A 17320-nucleotide genomic window follows, 5' to 3' on the forward strand; every position below is an offset into this window, starting at 1 on the left:
TTGAAAGAAAAACATGATCGCAACATTTATTGCTGATAACAGAGGAAAAATAAAAGGAAGATTGACTGTACCAAGAAACATTCCTGCTGGGACTAAGTTAGTACAGTTCTTCGGTGATAAAGGCAGTTATGGAGAAGCAACTTATACTGGTAAAAAAACAATTACCATAGAGGAAAGAAGAAGAGTTATCGCAGCAAGAAGAGTTGATCCTTTAGCGCAAACATTTACTTTAAGTGAGAGCAGGCACATAGGGGGTCTAGATTTATGGTTCACAAATAGCGGCAAAAAACGTGTTGTTGTGCAGATTAGAGAAACAGCAGTGGGAATGCCCTCGCAGACTGTCATTGCTGAAAGTTATATTGAGCCAAAAGATATAAAGATAGATGGCACAGCAACACGTATAGAATGGTCACCAATGTTTTGCCATGCAGGAGAGGAGTATGCGATAGTACTACTTACTGATGATGCAGATACAGCAGTAAAAATAGCAGAGCTTGGCAAATATGATGCAGTAAATAGTAGGTGGGTAACAAGTCAGCCTTATCAAGTAGGAGTACTACTCTCATCGAGCAATGCAAGTACCTGGACTCCACATCAAAACTTTGACCTTACGTTTCGACTACTAGCTGCAAAATTTAGCGAAAACTCTCACGTTATTGATCTGGGTAAAGTTACTGCAAATAATGTATCAGATTTAATAGTTTTAACAAATGTTGAGAAGGTGGCATTTGATACTAATGTAGAATTTATCTTAACAGATGAAGAGGGAAAAGAAAACTTTTTGTCTGATAATTTGCCGCTCGCGCTGCGTGAAAGACTATCTGAAGAGTTAACAGTAAAGGCAAATTTAAAAGGGTCAAAAGAAAAAAGTCCGGTGCTATATCCAGGGTTACAGCTAGTTCTAGGTAATCTTTCAGAGTCTGGAGATTATGTTACAAGAAGCATTACAGCAGGGGCTAATACTAAGATCACCATAACATATGATGCGCTAATACCTGGCACTGCAGATGTAAAATCATATGTACAAAAAAACGTGGATTGGCAATTAGTAAATTTAACATCAGGAAAACCTATTGGGGAAAATTGGGTGGAGAGAACTCATGTACTATCAAATTTTAATGCTAGTGAAACTAGAGTAAAATTAGTTTTGAGTGGAACGGTTATTTATCGGCCAAAGGTAAAAAACTTGCGGGTTGTTATAACATAAAAAAAATGCCAAATAATGAAACGAGGCGCGGATATCCTTTGCCACATCCAGAGAATATTGCAGTGGAAGATGTAGTACGTATTCGAGGAGCTATAGAAGAAATAGATGAAGATATTACCGAAAGAGAAGATAAACATAATCAACTTAAAAGTAATTTTGAACGATTTAGCTTTGAATCTTTTTTAAATTTGTGGGGTAATGAATGACGATTGCCAAAGAAGTAGTTTATGCATTGCATCAGAGACTGAAAGATCTATCTGTAAATGCTACCCCTGATCAACTCGCATATCTCGCAAAATCTCTAGAGTCTATTGCTGGGCAAAGTACAGTACTTGATATTATACAGATAACTGATGAAAAACTCAAAGAACTCCTCAATGCAGCAACAAAACACTTAAGTGATCTGGATACTAGAAAAGCTAGTTCTTTAGCAGCAATTTCGGAATCAGAGAAGCAATTGTTAAAGAGAATTGATGAAAAAGGAACTACAAATTTATCACTACTTGATAGCAGAAAAGATTCACATGTTGCCACCATCAATAATGCCGGAGATCTAAATAGCATAAGAAACACATTAAATAGCCTTAAAGCCATAAGCGATATACCAAATGGGTCATCAATTATAAAAGAGATAAGAAAGCGCAATATGGTTGAATCTGAATCATTACCTTTTCTGTTTGGCATTCTTAATCGATATAATGACTATGGTTGGTCTGATGATAATGGCTATTTCAAAACAGAATTAGGGCAGTGGTATAAAGATACAGCAAAAACCGACTATATGCTGCAGCTCCTTGCAGGTAGTAATACTTACGATTGTACGTATTCTAGTTTTTATCATCCACCACAGTTGTACTTCTTACAAGGAAGTAACGGTAAATTTCTGTACAGAAAAGCATTTTTACGTCGTAGTCACAGCTCAGATCAATACAGTTACCCATATGCACTACTTGGAGTAATATTTGTAAAAAACACTACAAACAGCGATAAAACACGAACGCTTCATTTTAGTGGTTCATCACGTTGGAGTTCAGGATATGAAGGAGCAGGGTTATTCGTAGGAACACCTAGTCACGTTAATACTAATAAATCGGCAATCTCAGGAATAACTTGGACAAATATTTACAACTACTCAACTAATTCTGCAGTATTTAGTAGTTCAAATAATATTACTGTGCCAGCAAATAAGACAGTAGCAATTTTATTTTACGCATCGCCATATTTTTACACATCTGATTATCACCATTACAGTTGGTTTATGAGGTGGAGTATTTATAACTTTCGGAGCAATTTTTTAACTACAGGGCTTGAGATAGATGTAGAGAGAACGCTAAGGGCTTGGCAATGTCCAGGATTATCTAACACGCATGAGATTTGGAGGTAACAAACAATGTCTATCTACATTAGATTTGAAAATGATAAACAAGTAGAAACAACAATACTTGAAAGCAAGCCAAAAGGTAAAAACTGGTATGAAGCGCCAAAGAATTTTGATTGGCAAAAAAGTTATTGTTTAACAGAAGGAGGCAAAATTGCTCAGCGGAATCAAGAAGATATACAAAAGGAGTTACTGGATAATGCGAAGCTTTGTGCATTTGATAGTATGCGTTTTTATTATGATAGCCATATTAACCAATATGCAGGGCATTCTCACCAGAAGTCTAAATCGTATGCGATACAAGCGAAAGCCGCAAAAAGCATTCTAGCGGACCAGGATGAAAAGGATAAAGAAATTATAGAACCTTTAGCAAAAGTCCGTGGTATTACAGTTATCGAAATGGCAAGAATAATTGAGGAAAAAGTGAAAAAAGCAGTAAAAGAAATAATGAAATGTGAAGAGCTTGAAGATTTAGCCAAGAGAAAGATTGAAGAAGCCAAGAGTGAAAATGAGCTACAGACTTTGCTAGATGATTTCAGGAAAAAAATACAAAGAAATGGCTGAAGAATTTTTACATGGCGTAAATGTTATTGAGGTAATCTCAGGAGCAAGATCAGTACGTACGGCTAAATCATCAGTAATAGGAGTAATCGGTACTGCACCTGAAGCTGACGAGCAAAAGTTTCCACTGAATAAACCAGTGTTAATTGCAGGAAGCTTAAAGGAAGCAGCAAAGCTCGGAAAGAGTGGCAGTTTACCTTCTGCAGTAAATGGAATATTTTCCCAAATTGGTGCAACAGTTATAGTAATTAGAGTTGAGGAAAGTAAAAATATTGATCTAAAGTTAAAAGAAGAAGAGACGCTGAAAAATATAATTGGCGGTGTTGATAAAGAGACTGGAGAGTATCAAGGGATAGAGGCATTCCTCAGTAGTGAAAGCATAGTTCATATTGCTCCAAGAATATTAATTGCACCTCAGTTTACTCATCAGTTACCTGAAATAGATGGAGTAAATCCAGTAGTGAGTGCTTTAATTTCCATAGCAGAAAAATTAAGAGCAATTATTGTTGCAGATGGACCAAATACTAATGATGAAGAAGCAATAAAATGGAGAAAAAGTGTAGGCAGCTCAAGAGTTTACGTGGTTGACCCATGGATTAAGTTATTTATTGAAGGAAAAGAAGAAATCTTGCCATCGAGTCCATTTGTAGCTGGTTTAATAGCTAAGATAGACAGCGAGCAAGGCTTCTGGCACTCACCTTCAAATAAAGAAATAAACGGTATTGTTGGAACAAGCAGGCCTATTGATTTTAGCTTAGGTTATGCAAATTGTAGAGCAAACCACTTAAATGAAAATGAAGTAACAACGATAATTCATCAAAATGGCTACAGACTTTGGGGAAATAGAACATGTTCAAACGATTCGAAATGGGCTTTTTTGTCAGTGAGAAGGACTGCAGATTTAATCAACGATAGTCTACTTCGAGCTCATTTATGGGCAGTTGATCGCAATATCACCAAAACTTACATAGATGATGTGATTGAGGGGGTGAATTCTTATCTTGCAAGTTTGAAAGCTCAGGGAGCTATTATCAGCGGAAAATGTTATGCAACTCCCGAACTCAATACACCGGCAAATATTGCAAGCGGGAAAGTGTCTTTTTATTTTGAGTTCACGCTACCATATCCAGCAGAACAGATTACTTTCAGGTCACATCTTGTGAGTGGCGCAATATTGTAAAAAGGAGAAAGAGAAATGCTACCAAAGATTTTAAAGAATTTTAATGTATTTGTTGATGGTCGTGGTTATGCAGGAAAAATAGATGAAATTACGCTACCAAAACTTACCATAAAAACAGAGGAGTATCGTGCTGGTGGTATGGATATTCCAATAAATATTGACATGGGCATGGAAAAGCTTGAAGCAGATTTCACTTTTGCTGAATACGATACAGAGCTCTTTCGGCTATTTGGGTTGATAAATGGAAATTCAGTAGCTTTGACGCTCCGTGGTGGAATGCAAGGGAGTGGTAGTAATGATATTGAAGGAGTAATTATCAACCTTAGGGGAATATTCAGAGAATTTGATTTTGGTAGCTGGAAACCTGCTGAAAAAGCCACTCTCAAATGCACTGTCGCTGCTCATTACTATAAACTTACGATAGGTGGTAATGAATTAATAGAAATCGATGCTGAAAATATGATTAGAAAGATAAATGGCGTTGATCAAATGGCCTTGCTGCAAACGGTTTTAGGAATATGAAAACTTATTTGAAATTTTATTTTTTAAGGAGAAGCATATTAAAATAACTTTAAAAGTGTAAAAATATTTTATTTTTTAGGAGAATTTTATGAAAACTATAACACTAAACAACCCAATAACAGTTGATGGAATTTCTGTTTCAGAACTTACCATTAGACGTCCAAAAGTTAGAGACTATTTGGCAATAGAACGCATTAATGGTAGTGAACTAAATAAGGAAGTAACTTTGACTGCCAACCTGACATCAGTTGCAAAAGAAGCAATTGAAGAGTTGGATATTGCTGATTATGTTAAAGTACAAGAGGTGCTCAAGGATTTTTTTTCACCAGTCATTCAAAGAACTTGAGGTCAGAAGTATTAATGTTCAGCTCTGTTGTAGGAGGCGGAGTTGAACAAATACTTGATATGGAGATTAGTGAATTTATTTTATGGAGCAAATTAGCTAGGGAGTTCAAATGTCAGTATTATCGATAAAAATAGGTGCAGTACTTGATGGCAGTTTCAGTACTGTAATAAAAGGAAGTAGCAGTCAACTTACTCATCTTGGTGAGAATATAAGAAAGCTTGACTCATCTTTAAAATCAGTATCAAAGTTTAAGCAGTTAGGTCATGATGTTTTGACTAGCAAGAGGTCATGGAAAGGCTTTGAAGATCAAGTAAAATCTTTAGCTAAACAAATGAAGGCAATAGAGAAACCGAGCAAAACTTTAAAAGCAGAATTTGACAAGGCCAAAACCTCTGCAATAAAAGCAAAAGAAGCATATTTGAAAAAGAGAGATGCTTTGCATTCATTTAATGAAGAAGTAAGAAAAAGTGGAAGAAATATTAAGTACTTAGTAAGTGACCAACATAAACTTGTCTCTTCTATTGAAGTATTAAAAGGTAAGTATGGTAAGCTTGGATCTGCAATACGTAGTCACCAAAGTTTTTTAGCAAGCAAAGCACATTTTAAGTCACAAATTATAGAGACTATTGGGCTAGGGCTAACGCTTGCAGCTCCAGTTAAAGTTGCAATTGACTTTGAAAGTGCTATGGCTGATGTTACAAAAGTGGTAGATTTTAAAAAAGGAACGGATGAAGCAACTAAATTTGCAAAGAAGTTAAAAGAGATGTCACGTACTATACCATTATCAGCCGCAGAACTGGCACAAATAGCTGCAAGTGGTGGTCAACTTGGTATCAAGAAAGAAGATCTTTTTATGTTTACAGAAACAGTGGCAAAAATGTCTACAGCATTTGATATGTCTGCAGAGCAAGCAGGTGATTCTATAGCTAAACTCTCTAACGTTTATGGAATTGATGTTAGTAAAATGGAATACGTTGGTAATGTAATCAATCACTTATCAGATAACACTGCTGCCAAAGCAAAAGATATGGTTGAAGCTCTAGCAATAGTTGGTGGTACTGCAAAACAATTTGGTCTTGACATCAAGGAAACAAGTAGTTTAGTAAATGCCTTCGTTAGTTTAGGTAAACAACCAGCAAAAGCTGCAACTGCTATAAATGCTCTACTTAGTAAACTTCAGACTGCTGAAGAACAAGGAGGGGATTTTAAAGCAGCATTGGAGCAAATGGGCATAACTGCAGAAGAAATAGTACAAAGAATAAGCGAAAACGGCGAAGAAGCATTACTCTACTTTTTTCAAGCTCTAAAGAAAATGGATAACCAGGAACGTTCTACAATCCTGATGAAACTTTTCGGTCAGGAATATCAAGATGATATTGCATTATTAGCTGGAAGTTTTAACAAATACGAAGATGCTATAAGGTTACTATCTGACACAGAAGAGTACAAGAGCTCGTTGCAGAAAGAATTTCAAAACCGTGTAGACACCACAGCCAGTAAATTACGACTTCTTCGCAACGCAATAGCTGAAGTTGGTATGAACCTGGGTTCAGTGATGCTGCCTACTTTAAAATCTATAGCTGAATTTTTACAAGAAAAAACTAGAAGCATAGCGTTATTTGCAGAAAAATATCCAACTTTAACCAAAGCAATCATGGGTACTGTAGCAGCCTTGATAAGTTTAAAAGTTGTAGCAGTGGGACTAGGATACGGATTTACATTGCTAGGAAGTACGATTTTTAGTCTGAAAGCAAACCTACTTGGAGTATTTTCATTTTTATCAGCTACAGTTTTTCCTGCAGTAGTAACAGGACTAAGAGCAGTAACACTCGCTATAATGAGTAACCCTATAGGACTTTTAATTACTGGACTTGTCACTGGCGCAGCACTTGTTATAACTAACTGGCAAAAGGTAAAAGACTTTTTCTCTAGCTTTTGGAAATCGATAATAAAACCCATAGAAGAAGCTTTTTCATGGATAGGTGAAAGTATATTTGGAAAAGTATTGGGAAATAGCCCACTGAAAGAGTTTGAAAAAAGAAAAACTGAAGTAAAAGCAGTGCACACTCCCCTAAAAAGTAATATTCTCAACAGTGGAAATCCTGTGCTAGGTAACAGTATAATTAAAGAATTTTCAAAGAGAAATAAAAATAGCTTCAGAGTCAAAAGCCTTATTGAGGAGACAGAGAGCGATAAGATATTTGCAAGGAGTAAGTTTGAAAATAAAGAACAAAATAAAACTCAGAACATCACTAATAATTACACTATCAGCATTAAAGCAGAACCTAACCAAGATGTTCGTAGTCTTGCAGATGAAGTAATAAAAAGGATAAGAGAAAAGTCACGTGATGTTTTATTTGATACGGTAGAGACATTTTATTGATGCTATCTCTTGGTCCGTATAAGTTTGCTCCCACAAGTTTAAAGTATAGCAGAGAAAATCGTTGGAGCACGATTGAGTGTATTGAAAATATGCCACTATTACAAAATATCGGTCAAGGTGTAGAAAATATAGATTTAGAAGGAATGATTTATCTGCATAATCTCAACTTGCTAAATCAATTAAAGAGTGTGAAAGAAACTGAAAAACCACATATTTTAGTAGATAGTTTAGGTAATATTTTAGGACAATTCGTAATTACTAGGTTAGAAGAAAAGCAGATGTATTTTTTACCTAATGGACTACCGAGAAAAATTGAATTTAGTTTGAGTTTAAAAAGCTATAGATGACTATATACTATGTGAGTAAAGAAAATGAGATGTTAGATCTGATTTGCTGGAAACATTACGGATTTACTGATGGAGTAGTGGAATTAGTACTAGCAGAGAACTTGGGTTTGGCAGAATACGGAAGCTTTTTGCCCGCAGGATTAAAGATAAAGCTTCCTACTATTAAGAAAATAGTACAAAAGTCAAAATTAAAGGTCTGGGAATAAATGCAGCCAGATTTTATAATAGATAAATGTGAATCAATTAAAGATAGAGTTATATCATTGCACCTTACAGATGAATCAGGAATAATAGATGATGTAGTTGAAGTGTGTGTTGATTACAGGGATGAAGACATAGATATTCCGAATGAATTGAACATAGCACTAGGTTATAAGGAAATTGGAATCTTTCCAATGGGTATATATACAGTCAACGAAGTGACTATACAGGGTCCACCTAAGACTCTACTAATCAAAGCTCATGCAACAAATTTAAGAATATCTTTGAAGGCAAAAGTATCAAAAGAATGGCGCCAAATTACCATAGAAAACTTAGTAAAAGAAATAGCCCAAAAACATGGATATGGATACAAAGTCGCTGAGGAATTTAAGAATGTATTGATACCCCATATTAATCAGGCAGATGAAAGTGATATAAGTCTGTTAACAAAGATCGCAACAGAGCGTGAAGCAATGGCAAAATTAGCTGGTGGGTATATATTGTTTATTTCAAAGAATATGGCAAGATCAGCCACAGGAAAAGCTTTAGGAACAACGACTATTAGACCTCAAGATACAATTAACTGGAAAGTGCATTTTACCGTACGTGATAAGTATAATTCAGTAGTGGCAAAATGGCATAGCTATGAAAAGGGTGAAACTATTAAAGAAACAGTTGGTGGCGGCGAGCCAAGTTATATTATGTTAGAAATGTACTCAAATGCAGAATCAGCACTAAGTGCAGCAAATGCTAAGTTAAAACAACTAAAGCGAAATAATGCAGTATTGGATATCACTATACCTGGTAATCCAGAGTTATTTGCAGAAGCTAAACTTAATCTTATAGCTTTTAATCAAGCGGTAGATGGTGAATGGATAGTTAACAGAGCGGAGCATACTTTAAATAGCTCAGGTTACCTTACTATGTTGTCAGCATCTTTGAGTAAGTAATGTTAATAAAAAATGAGTAAATGATCTATTTAATATTAAAAAGATGTTGAATATGGATAAATTGGGTCAAGATACAAAAAACAAGCTGCATTTTTGGTGGCTTATAACAGTAATAGTATGTATTATTGCTACCTATTCCTACATGAAGGCAAGAGCTGCAGATAATTATAAAACGATGTTACGCATTGCTTCTCAAAATTGTAACTTAGAGACTGTAAAATTCTTAGTAGAAAATCTATTAGATATTAATGTGCAGATCCCTAAATTAACAGCACTACATTATGCTGCAGAAGAGGGATGTGCAGAGGTTGTAAAATTCCTAGTAGAAAAAGGAGTTGATATAAATGCTACGAAATATGAAAGATGGACACCTTTACATGCAGCTACATATGAAGGCAAATTGGAGATAATTAGATTTTTATTAGACAAAGGTTCAGACCCTACCATTAGAGACACAGATGGAAAAAATCCAAGAGATGTAGCTGTATTAAGGTCAAGGCACAATAAAGATAAACCTTACAAGGAAATCATAAAGCTACTTGCTAAAGCAGAAGATCAATACGAATCAACAAAAAGTAATCACTAAAGCTGTAAGTTTTCTATAATCTGCATATAAATTTCCAAAACTATCCATAATAAGTTAATATTTTCACATGAAAAAGCAAAAAATCCCAATAGCGGTAATACTAACAATAGTTGTACAGACTGTAGGATTCATATGGTGGCTATCCAAGCTAGACTCAAGGGTACAATTTCACGATAAACTTATTGAATATGGTTTAATGGAAAAAGTGTTAGTACTTGAGGAAAGGGTGAAAAATCTTTCTGAAGAGTTGGATGATTTTAAAGCTAGCAACTTAAAATGTGAGTAATCAATTTTCTATTAATGGCGTATAAGGCCTAGATTGCAATTGACGATCTTTCCAATTTTCAACGTATTGCTCAACTAGTGGAGGATCTCCTGTTATGATCAGTAGGTTTTCAGCATTTCTTTGCTGAGCGGCATCTGAAAAGTTAAATGATCCAGTTATGACTTTTTGATTATCAATAATAATTACCTTGCTATGAGCAATAGCAGGTTTAAAGTCAATCCATATCGGGATTTTGTGCTCAAATAATTCGTTAATTACACTATGTTTTGAACTAGTTTGTGATTCATCTAGGATAACCTTAATATCAACACCACGTTCCTTAGCTTCGATTAGCGACTTTGCAATAGATTTAGAAGTAAATGAATATGCTTGAACCAACGCAGACCTTTTAGCATGTTCTACGGAATCAATTATTAGATTGGTGCAATTTTCTCTAGGAGTGAAACATACAGTAGTACTTGGACAAGAAACACACCCTGATAAAAGTGAGCAAGTTAATAGAACTAATAAATATCTAATCATGAAAAAATACATCCTTTCAGTTGACGGCGGAGGCATAAGGGGCATAATACCAGCCATAATATTAGCAGAAATAGAAAAGAGAGCAAGGAAGCCTATTTCTCAGATTTTCGATCTAATGGCAGGCACTTCAACTGGTGGGATTATTGTGGCTGGGTTATGCAAGAAAGATAAACCTCAATACTCTGCAAATGATTTAGTTGAGCTTTACCAAGAGTATGGGGCATATATTTTCAAGTCTTCATTTTTTAGGCGATCAATATTATCTTGGATTAATTGTGCACAATACCCACATAAAAATATTGAATTTATACTGGATAAATATTTTGGAGAGGATATTCTAAAAAACACTTTAAGCAATGTGTTGATTACGAGTTACGATATTCAGAATAACTGCCCATTTTTCTTTAAAAGCTGGAAAGAAGGTAATATTAAGCTGAAAGATGCACTCAGAGCTGCAACGGCTGCACCTACTTACTTTGTACCTAAATATCTTAAAATCAACCAAAAGGAAATGGTATTAGTGGATGGAGGGGTTTTTGCAAATAATCCAGCGGCTTGTGCTTATGCTAGTGGTAAAAGGTTATTTCCAAATGATGATATTCTACTGTTATCGATAGGTACTGGAAGAACAGATAGAAGCATAGAGTATGCCAATTCAAAGAGATTTGGAAAAATAGGCTGGATAAAACCACTAATACATGTGATGTTTTCTTCAAGTTTAGATGCAGTCAACTACCAACTTGATCAAGTTATAGCTGATAAATATATACGTATACAATCGCAATTAAAAATAGCATCACCTGACATGGATAATATTACATCAAAAAATATCAAATCTCTTCAGCAAGAGGCAAAGGCAATGGTAGAGGACAATCAGAAAGTGATAGAAAAATTCTGTATAGAAGTATTAAATATATAACTATCTTTACTTATATCTTAATATAATATTTCTCAGTACCGTCTTTAACACAATTCAATTTTCACACTCATCAGCAGTTAGGCCACTTGCTCGCACAATAATATCAATAGCAATACCTGCCTTAACTAGATCTTTTGCAATCTTTATTTTCTCTGCTTTTTTAACTTTTTCCTTGCCGCTTTTCATATCTTCAGATAGAGATTTGACTAACGCATCTAATGATTCTTGATTCTCATCTTCTCTGTACTCATCCATTAAACTCAATAACTTTTTGCTATCCTCATTTTCACATTTTGTTATTTTAGGCAACAGAGCTTTTATCAAACTCAATATCTTTTTACTTTCTCTCGTTTCAGGTAGCAAAACTTTAATATTTACTGATAATGCATCCGCTATTTCATATAATTTATCAAATGTTATAGCAGTATACCCTCTTTCATATTCGTGTATTTCCTTGAGTGTTACACCAACTTTATTCGCCAAATCTTTTTGAGTGTATCTTCTTATTAATCTCCATTCTCTTATTCTTTGTCCTACTCTGTAATATATAGAGTCAGTGCAGATTTCTCTCTCTGTATTATCATACTCGTAAATAGATAAGCCGGTTGCTTGGGAAATTATGTCAACTGAAACTCCTTCTTTAACTAGATTTTTTGCTACCTCTAATCTTGCCTCCTCTTGATTGATTTTCTCACTAATATGCACAAACCTGACTAATGAAGGTACTATTTTGCCTAACTTTTGATTCTCGTACATTTTTGCTAGATAGAGTATTTCTTCGTCTTCATCTTCATGCTCTCTTACTACTACTGATTCAGGTAGTAGATCTTTAACATCAGCTGATAATACTCTTGCAATCGTATATAATACTTTAACTGGAATAGCGCTATAGCCATTTTCATAATTGTTTACTTCTTGATATGCTAATCTGATTTTACTTGCCAACTCCGCTTGAGTACATCTTTGCATTAATCTACAATCTTCTATTTTTTGCCCTATTTTGTAGCTTATAGAACTAACATCACTTACAGAAACAAACATATATCTCAATAAAAAAAACAATCTTTTTGATCAGCAGATAAACCAACTATTTGCAAAATAATATCAATAGGAATTCCCCCTTTTACTAAATCCTTTGCAACTTTGATCCTTTCTACTTCTTTCACCTTCTCCTCACAAATCCGTATCCCTTCAAACAAAGATTTTATTAATGCATTACGTAGTTCTTGGCTCTCAATCCCTTTGTATTCTTTAATCAAATCAGGTAGCTCATTTTCCACTCTACTACCCTCATCTTCCTCTATGAGTAGATCTGCAATATTAATCGATAATACTTCTGCCATTTCATATACTTTATCAAGTGGAACAGCTGTCCTTCCTTGTTCATAGTTGCTTATTTCGTCACGTGTTGTATTCATTTTCTCTCCTAAATCTTTTTGAGTATACTCTCTCACTAGCCTCCACTCTTTTATCTTCTTTCCTATTTGGTAGTGGATAGAGCCAACTTTTTCTTCAACAAATTCATCAGCAGACAGACCTATTGTTTTTGCAACAATATCAACACAAACTCCTGCTTTAACCAAACCTTTTGCTATCTTTACTTTCTCTGCTTTTTTACTACTTTTTTCACTCACTTGAACAAATTTGGTTAATAAACAAAACATCCTACGTAACTCCTGGTCATTAATTTTTTTATATTCTCTTACTAGATTTAATATTTCTTCTCCCTCATCTTCAAGACAGCTTTTTGATACAGGAATGAGAACCGTAATACTTACTGACAATGCCTCTGCTATAGCATACAACCTTTCAATTGAAATTCTACGATTCCCTTTCTCATATTGCAGTATTACCCAGTACTTTACACCAATTTTTTCTGCTAAATCCTTCTGAGTATACCCTCGCTCTAACCTCCAACTTTTCACTTTTTGCCCTACTTCATAGTCTAAACTTTTTTCCACGCAAAGAACCATATATAATATTTTCTACTATAGCTCAAAGGCTCCAGATATAATAGGGAGAGTAGACCAGTGGAACTTCCCCTACCAGTCTCTCGCAGAACTGTACATAAACCTCTCAGCTTATACAGCTCCCATTATTTAGCCTTTTTGACCCTAAACCTAGTGTCCAATGATAGAAAATATTTGGAGACCTATCTCTCACCTTTCCTAGAAATTGTCTTGCTAGTCTTCCGTGACTCCTGAGTCTCTTATATTTCCTTTTGACCCACTTTTCTAGATGCCGCTCTACATTCTTTAGAGATTTGTAGACCTCAGTTCTGTAAAATTTGCCATAGTACTGATACCAGCCTCTGACTATTGGATTTACTTTTCCTGATATCTCCTCTAATGTTATATGCGTATTTCGTAGCATTTTCCATGATCTTATGGTTGTAGTAATCTTTTTCTTGGCCTTGTTGCTAATTGCTGGGAGAAATGAAACAAAATGCTTCCCTATTTTATTTCTTGCTAACCTGGGTCTGAATGTGTAACCCAGAAAATCAAAACTTTGTTTAGGAAATTCATCTCTCCTATTGTCATCCTTACAGTACACTATCTGTGTCTTTTTAGGATGTAATTTCAACCTATACTCAGCCAATCTCTCTTCGATCATTACTTTCACAAATCCTGTCTGTTTCTCTGTTCTGCAGTGCACTATCGCATCGTCCACATATCTCTCAAATGGTACCGTCGGATAGTTCTTTTTCATCCATATATCAAACACATGATGCATGAATATATTAGAGATGATTGGGCTAACTGAACCTCCTTGCGGAACTCCTTTATCCCTAACTACTTTACTGCCATCTGCAAGTTGTATAGGGGATTTCATCCACCTTTCAACATATAGTATGACCCATTTGCAGTCTGTGTGTTTCTTGATAGCCTGAAGTGCTAAGTCGTGATCCAGATTGTCGAAGAACCCTGATATATCAAGGTCTACCACCCAATCGTACTTCCAGCATCTCTTACGCGCTGTATCTACCGCATCCAATGCTGATTTATTCGATCTATAACCATATGAATCCTCATGGAATTTTGGCTCCACTAACGGTTCGAGATACATTGTTGCTGCTGTTTGCGCTATCCTATCTGATACAGAAGGAACACATAAAATTCTTTGTCCTCCTCCCATATCTTTCGGTATTGCTACAGCTTTTACAGGCTCTGGAAAATAACTTCCGGATGACATACGATTCCATAGTTTGTATAGATTATCTTTTAGATTTTCCTCAAACTTTGTTATCGAAACCTCATCTACACCAGCAGCACCCTTATTTCTCGATACTTGTTTATAAGCTCTCCAAATAAGTTGCTTCGGTATATCAAAAGACTTTGTTTTATTCATTAACTCCTCCCTTTCGGTTGATAAATAATTAAAACTAAATAACTCAGCCCCTTCGCTCCATTTCCATTACAGAAACTTCTTCACTACTACGAGCTGATCCGCCCCTGTTTTCCGCATCGGTACTCTCATCCTCAGAGATCAGCTCCTTGGATTTCTCCCTTATCATCGAAACGACAGGTTCCCGCAGTTCCACGCAATAGCCCAAAATAGATTCATGCCACCTCTATGCCGGACGCCATCTATCCAGTAAACAAGCTCCCGATAGATTTATCCCAGGTTAAGTCTAACCCCTGGTTTTGACATCATCCAATTCCTTTCGACACTTTATCAGTGGTTCATTTTCATTCATCTCTCTATTTTACACATGACGCATATTTGCGCCTTTTCCATAACGCTCACTACCTTAGCTTTTTACCAAAGCAGCTTATGGTTGTTTGAAGCCTGCTCCGAGGGGCCCACCCCCATCTATTGAGTAGCTTTTGCACTTAGTTTGCTCTTACTTGAACATTCCTTGTGTCTCTACGGCACACCAGACTCTGGAACCTTAAAGTTGCCTGTAGATTAATTAAAGTTTCCTACAAGTTTCTTTACTACCTTCACGTATCCTATTTACCCACGAAGACAATACTTCATTATTGCTAACCTCTTTTATAGCATACTTTTCACTCCATATGCCACATCTAGTGAAATTACCTCTTTCTACCACTTCCTTAAGCTTCACTCCCCCAAAAAGGCAGTTTTTTCCTATTTCTTCGCCTCTTTTTTTTAACTCAGCCCACATTTCCTTATTTTCTACTCTCACTTGCACCTGATCTGCCTCTTGGTACAACACAATATTTAGCTTACCAATGCTCGTAGGAAATTCTAACATGACAGAGCTGCCATCTGACATATCAGTATAGTCTCTTATACCTCCTTTCTCACTTTTAACCTCAACTGCACTATTGCCTATTTTTAAAACGCTACTTCCTAACACTTTATTTAGACCTGTACTCTCCAGTATTTTGGCTACTTCTACCTCGCTATTCCCAGAAAATTCTATATACGACGTTGTATTGTCCATTTCTAGATCTATTAACGATCCTTCTTGAATAGCACTTTCTCCAGCCTTTCTAAGTTCTCCTAGTTGCTTATCTCTCTGTAGCTGAACTTCTGGTTGTAGCTCATTATAGATTTCACTTACCAGTTTATTCTGCAATAGAGTATCATGAAACTCTGCGCCACTTAGCATTAATTTACGTATTAGCTTTTTACGATCAGCCTTATCAAATTTATGAAAATGTGTACCTAATACTACATATTCTGCAAAACTCCATTCCCCATCATTACATGCATTTATTCTTGCTCCAGAAGCTAGTACTTCGTCTACAGCCTTGTGCAGTTCATTTGGACTTTTTGCTCTTACTACAGCACTTTTAAAACAGCTCAACTTTTCTGCACTTGGCTTTATTTTTTGCAAAGCTGAAGCAAATGGATTCAACCCTTCTGGATAGTCTGCTTGATTACTCAAAGGTTTTGTGCCATATATGTAATCAAGCCCTTTTCCGTAGTTGATTTGAACGTTTCTGCTAGGGAAAGGCATTGTATCTTCAGGTTTTATCTCCTTCTGATTTTTGCTCACAAACTTAGACTGCTTTATATTAACGCCTTCAAGAGCACTGAATATTTTGTCCAACAACTTGCGATTAATATTAGTCCTTTTATTCCGATCTTTACTAGTCATATAACCCTCATACTAAAAATACTTTTTAAATATACAAACCTTAGTTTATACATTATATTACTTATTATAAATTATAGTGAGTAGATTTGCAAATACTTTCTGCTATATTAACCCATTTTCTCTAAAACTAAAATAGCCTGCACTTGTGATAATAATGTGATCAAATAATCTAACGCTTACAGTACTACATGCTGCTGCTAAGCTCTTCGTTACTGCCTGATCTTCTTCTGATGGTTCTAAACTTCCTCCAGGATGGTTGTGTGACATTATTATCGATGTTGCATTTTTTATTAATGCTTTTCTTGTAATCTCCTTTATGTACACTGGTGCTTTTTCCATTTCACCAATATAGAGTTCTTCTCCAACTAATTGGCGCCTTTTATTCAAGTACAGTACTTTTACACATTCCCTTTCTGAGTGGCCTATACTTACATTTAAGTATTCTACTACCACTTGTAAGTTATCCATTATTGGCTCACTCTTGAGCTTTTCTCTCAGTACTCTTTCTAGCGTTTCCTTAACACACATAATCATTGCTACTGCAGAATCAGTTACTCCTTCTATAACTTTCAGGTCATCCATTTCTCTACCTAAAATCCTTCCTACTCCCGTATAAGTATTCACCAGATTTTTAGCAATTTCTTGAGCTTGTGGCCTTTCATGTACTGCACTTAAAAATGTTTCCATTATTTCACGATCAAGTAGTGCTTTGCCTTTGCTTTCTAATATTCTGAACTCTATTTCCTCTTTACTTTTATTCATATAATTTACCCTTCACTAACAACAAACTTTTTTTAAATATTTACTGCTGTTTTTTTATCAGCATTGGCATAGAGCCATAGCTTCCGAGTGAAGTCAAAT

The 17320-nt window shown here is 35.5% G+C and carries 21 protein-coding genes; 14 read left to right on the forward strand and 7 right to left on the reverse strand.

Features of this window, described 5'->3' with window-relative positions:
* Positions 1-13: 13 nt before the first annotated feature.
* From OOL01_RS01780 to OOL01_RS01840, 13 genes are all read left to right on the forward strand, one after another.
* Positions 14-1207 carry a hypothetical protein gene (locus OOL01_RS01780; protein ID WP_264686986.1) on the forward strand — a complete coding sequence of 398 codons (1194 nt, stop codon included), beginning with the start codon at positions 14-16 and terminating at the stop codon, positions 1205-1207.
* 5 nt (positions 1208-1212) lie between these two features.
* On the forward strand, positions 1213-1413 hold the full coding sequence (locus OOL01_RS01785) for a hypothetical protein (RefSeq protein ID WP_264686987.1): 201 nt from the start codon (positions 1213-1215) through the stop codon (positions 1411-1413).
* Complete coding sequence (locus tag OOL01_RS01790) at positions 1410-2591, forward strand: hypothetical protein (protein ID WP_264686988.1); 1182 nt, start codon at positions 1410-1412, stop codon at positions 2589-2591. The genes OOL01_RS01785 and OOL01_RS01790 overlap by 4 nt, the downstream gene beginning before the upstream one ends.
* A gap of 6 nt (positions 2592-2597) precedes the next feature.
* Positions 2598-3149 carry a hypothetical protein gene (locus OOL01_RS01795; protein ID WP_264686989.1) on the forward strand — a complete coding sequence of 184 codons (552 nt, stop codon included), beginning with the start codon at positions 2598-2600 and terminating at the stop codon, positions 3147-3149.
* Complete coding sequence (locus tag OOL01_RS01800) at positions 3142-4326, forward strand: phage tail sheath subtilisin-like domain-containing protein (protein WP_264686990.1); 1185 nt, start codon at positions 3142-3144, stop codon at positions 4324-4326. The genes OOL01_RS01795 and OOL01_RS01800 overlap by 8 nt, the downstream gene beginning before the upstream one ends.
* A gap of 15 nt (positions 4327-4341) precedes the next feature.
* Positions 4342-4848, forward strand: coding sequence for a phage major tail tube protein (locus OOL01_RS01805; protein ID WP_264686991.1), 507 nt, complete (start codon positions 4342-4344; stop codon positions 4846-4848).
* 88 nt (positions 4849-4936) lie between these two features.
* Positions 4937-5194, forward strand: a complete 258-nt coding sequence (locus OOL01_RS01810) for a phage tail assembly protein (RefSeq protein ID WP_264686992.1) — start codon at positions 4937-4939, stop codon at positions 5192-5194.
* A 109-nt stretch (positions 5195-5303) separates the two neighbouring features.
* Positions 5304-7577, forward strand: a complete 2274-nt coding sequence (locus tag OOL01_RS01815) for a phage tail tape measure protein (protein WP_264686993.1) — start codon at positions 5304-5306, stop codon at positions 7575-7577.
* Positions 7577-7924: a phage tail protein gene (locus tag OOL01_RS01820; RefSeq protein ID WP_264686994.1), complete on the forward strand. Its 348-nt coding sequence runs from the start codon at positions 7577-7579 to the stop codon at positions 7922-7924. Before OOL01_RS01815 ends, OOL01_RS01820 begins: the two co-directional genes overlap by 1 nt.
* Positions 7921-8130, forward strand: coding sequence for a tail protein X (locus OOL01_RS01825; RefSeq protein WP_010081876.1), 210 nt, complete (start codon positions 7921-7923; stop codon positions 8128-8130). Before OOL01_RS01820 ends, OOL01_RS01825 begins: the two co-directional genes overlap by 4 nt.
* Positions 8131-9075: a contractile injection system protein, VgrG/Pvc8 family gene (locus OOL01_RS01830; RefSeq protein ID WP_264686995.1), complete on the forward strand. Its 945-nt coding sequence runs from the start codon at positions 8131-8133 to the stop codon at positions 9073-9075. It begins immediately after the preceding gene.
* Between the two features lie 52 nt (positions 9076-9127).
* Positions 9128-9661: an ankyrin repeat domain-containing protein gene (locus OOL01_RS01835; protein ID WP_264686996.1), complete on the forward strand. Its 534-nt coding sequence runs from the start codon at positions 9128-9130 to the stop codon at positions 9659-9661.
* A gap of 67 nt (positions 9662-9728) precedes the next feature.
* Positions 9729-9947, forward strand: coding sequence for a hypothetical protein (locus OOL01_RS01840; protein ID WP_264686997.1), 219 nt, complete (start codon positions 9729-9731; stop codon positions 9945-9947).
* On the opposite strand, the gene OOL01_RS01845 is transcribed toward OOL01_RS01840, so the two are convergent.
* Positions 9948-10469 carry a phospholipase D family nuclease gene (locus tag OOL01_RS01845; RefSeq protein WP_264686998.1) on the reverse strand — a complete coding sequence of 174 codons (522 nt, stop codon included), beginning with the start codon at positions 10467-10469 and terminating at the stop codon, positions 9948-9950.
* Between OOL01_RS01845 and OOL01_RS01850 the strand changes: the two genes are divergently transcribed.
* Entirely contained in the window at positions 10468-11388 is a 921-nt protein-coding gene (locus OOL01_RS01850) for a patatin-like phospholipase family protein (protein WP_264686999.1), read from the forward strand. The genes OOL01_RS01845 and OOL01_RS01850 overlap by 2 nt on opposite strands.
* Before the next feature lie 54 nt (positions 11389-11442).
* Here the strand turns inward: OOL01_RS01850 and wmk (OOL01_RS01855) are convergent, their stop codons facing one another.
* The 6 genes from wmk (OOL01_RS01855) to OOL01_RS01880 form a co-directional block, all read right to left on the reverse strand.
* On the reverse strand, positions 11443-12429 hold the full coding sequence (gene wmk, locus OOL01_RS01855) for a WO male-killing family protein Wmk (protein WP_264685705.1): 987 nt from the start codon (positions 12427-12429) through the stop codon (positions 11443-11445).
* Positions 12430-12434: 5 nt separating this feature from the next.
* Entirely contained in the window at positions 12435-13361 is a 927-nt protein-coding gene (gene wmk / locus OOL01_RS01860) for a WO male-killing family protein Wmk (protein WP_264685706.1), read from the reverse strand.
* Positions 13362-13464: 103 nt separating this feature from the next.
* Positions 13465-14736, reverse strand: a complete 1272-nt coding sequence (gene ltrA, locus OOL01_RS01865) for a group II intron reverse transcriptase/maturase (protein WP_264686537.1) — start codon at positions 14734-14736, stop codon at positions 13465-13467.
* A 43-nt stretch (positions 14737-14779) separates the two neighbouring features.
* Positions 14780-14929 carry a hypothetical protein gene (locus OOL01_RS01870; RefSeq protein ID WP_264686538.1) on the reverse strand — a complete coding sequence of 50 codons (150 nt, stop codon included), beginning with the start codon at positions 14927-14929 and terminating at the stop codon, positions 14780-14782.
* A 372-nt stretch (positions 14930-15301) separates the two neighbouring features.
* Complete coding sequence (locus OOL01_RS01875) at positions 15302-16459, reverse strand: hypothetical protein (RefSeq protein ID WP_264687000.1); 1158 nt, start codon at positions 16457-16459, stop codon at positions 15302-15304.
* Positions 16460-16561: 102 nt separating this feature from the next.
* On the reverse strand, positions 16562-17221 hold the full coding sequence (locus OOL01_RS01880; protein ID WP_019236578.1) for a JAB domain-containing protein: 660 nt from the start codon (positions 17219-17221) through the stop codon (positions 16562-16564).
* Positions 17222-17320: the final 99 nt, after the last annotated feature.

The organism is Wolbachia endosymbiont (group B) of Rhopobota naevana, assembly GCF_947250615.1.
GTDB lineage: Bacteria > Pseudomonadota > Alphaproteobacteria > Rickettsiales > Anaplasmataceae > Wolbachia.

Excerpts from the sequence above, each read along its gene's own strand:
- OOL01_RS01875 (WP_264687000.1), bottom strand. The coding sequence starts at position 16,459 with ATGACTAGTAAAGATCGGAATAAAAGGACTAATATTAATCGCAAGTTG.
- OOL01_RS01815 (WP_264686993.1), top strand. The coding sequence starts at position 5,304 with ATGTCAGTATTATCGATAAAAATAGGTGCAGTACTTGATGGCAGTTTC.
- OOL01_RS01880 (WP_019236578.1), bottom strand. The coding sequence starts at position 17,221 with ATGAATAAAAGTAAAGAGGAAATAGAGTTCAGAATATTAGAAAGCAAA.
- OOL01_RS01810 (WP_264686992.1), top strand. The coding sequence starts at position 4,937 with ATGAAAACTATAACACTAAACAACCCAATAACAGTTGATGGAATTTCT.
- OOL01_RS01820 (WP_264686994.1), top strand. The coding sequence starts at position 7,577 with ATGCTATCTCTTGGTCCGTATAAGTTTGCTCCCACAAGTTTAAAGTAT.
- OOL01_RS01825 (WP_010081876.1), top strand. The coding sequence starts at position 7,921 with ATGACTATATACTATGTGAGTAAAGAAAATGAGATGTTAGATCTGATT.
- wmk (WP_264685706.1), bottom strand. The coding sequence starts at position 13,361 with ATGGTTCTTTGCGTGGAAAAAAGTTTAGACTATGAAGTAGGGCAAAAA.
- OOL01_RS01850 (WP_264686999.1), top strand. The coding sequence starts at position 10,468 with ATGAAAAAATACATCCTTTCAGTTGACGGCGGAGGCATAAGGGGCATA.
- OOL01_RS01805 (WP_264686991.1), top strand. The coding sequence starts at position 4,342 with ATGCTACCAAAGATTTTAAAGAATTTTAATGTATTTGTTGATGGTCGT.
- OOL01_RS01835 (WP_264686996.1), top strand. The coding sequence starts at position 9,128 with ATGGATAAATTGGGTCAAGATACAAAAAACAAGCTGCATTTTTGGTGG.
- OOL01_RS01830 (WP_264686995.1), top strand. The coding sequence starts at position 8,131 with ATGCAGCCAGATTTTATAATAGATAAATGTGAATCAATTAAAGATAGA.
- OOL01_RS01780 (WP_264686986.1), top strand. The coding sequence starts at position 14 with ATGATCGCAACATTTATTGCTGATAACAGAGGAAAAATAAAAGGAAGA.
- OOL01_RS01840 (WP_264686997.1), top strand. The coding sequence starts at position 9,729 with ATGAAAAAGCAAAAAATCCCAATAGCGGTAATACTAACAATAGTTGTA.
- OOL01_RS01790 (WP_264686988.1), top strand. The coding sequence starts at position 1,410 with ATGACGATTGCCAAAGAAGTAGTTTATGCATTGCATCAGAGACTGAAA.
- wmk (WP_264685705.1), bottom strand. The coding sequence starts at position 12,429 with ATGTTTGTTTCTGTAAGTGATGTTAGTTCTATAAGCTACAAAATAGGG.
- OOL01_RS01845 (WP_264686998.1), bottom strand. The coding sequence starts at position 10,469 with ATGATTAGATATTTATTAGTTCTATTAACTTGCTCACTTTTATCAGGG.
- ltrA (WP_264686537.1), bottom strand. The coding sequence starts at position 14,736 with ATGAATAAAACAAAGTCTTTTGATATACCGAAGCAACTTATTTGGAGA.
- OOL01_RS01785 (WP_264686987.1), top strand. The coding sequence starts at position 1,213 with ATGCCAAATAATGAAACGAGGCGCGGATATCCTTTGCCACATCCAGAG.
- OOL01_RS01800 (WP_264686990.1), top strand. The coding sequence starts at position 3,142 with ATGGCTGAAGAATTTTTACATGGCGTAAATGTTATTGAGGTAATCTCA.
- OOL01_RS01795 (WP_264686989.1), top strand. The coding sequence starts at position 2,598 with ATGTCTATCTACATTAGATTTGAAAATGATAAACAAGTAGAAACAACA.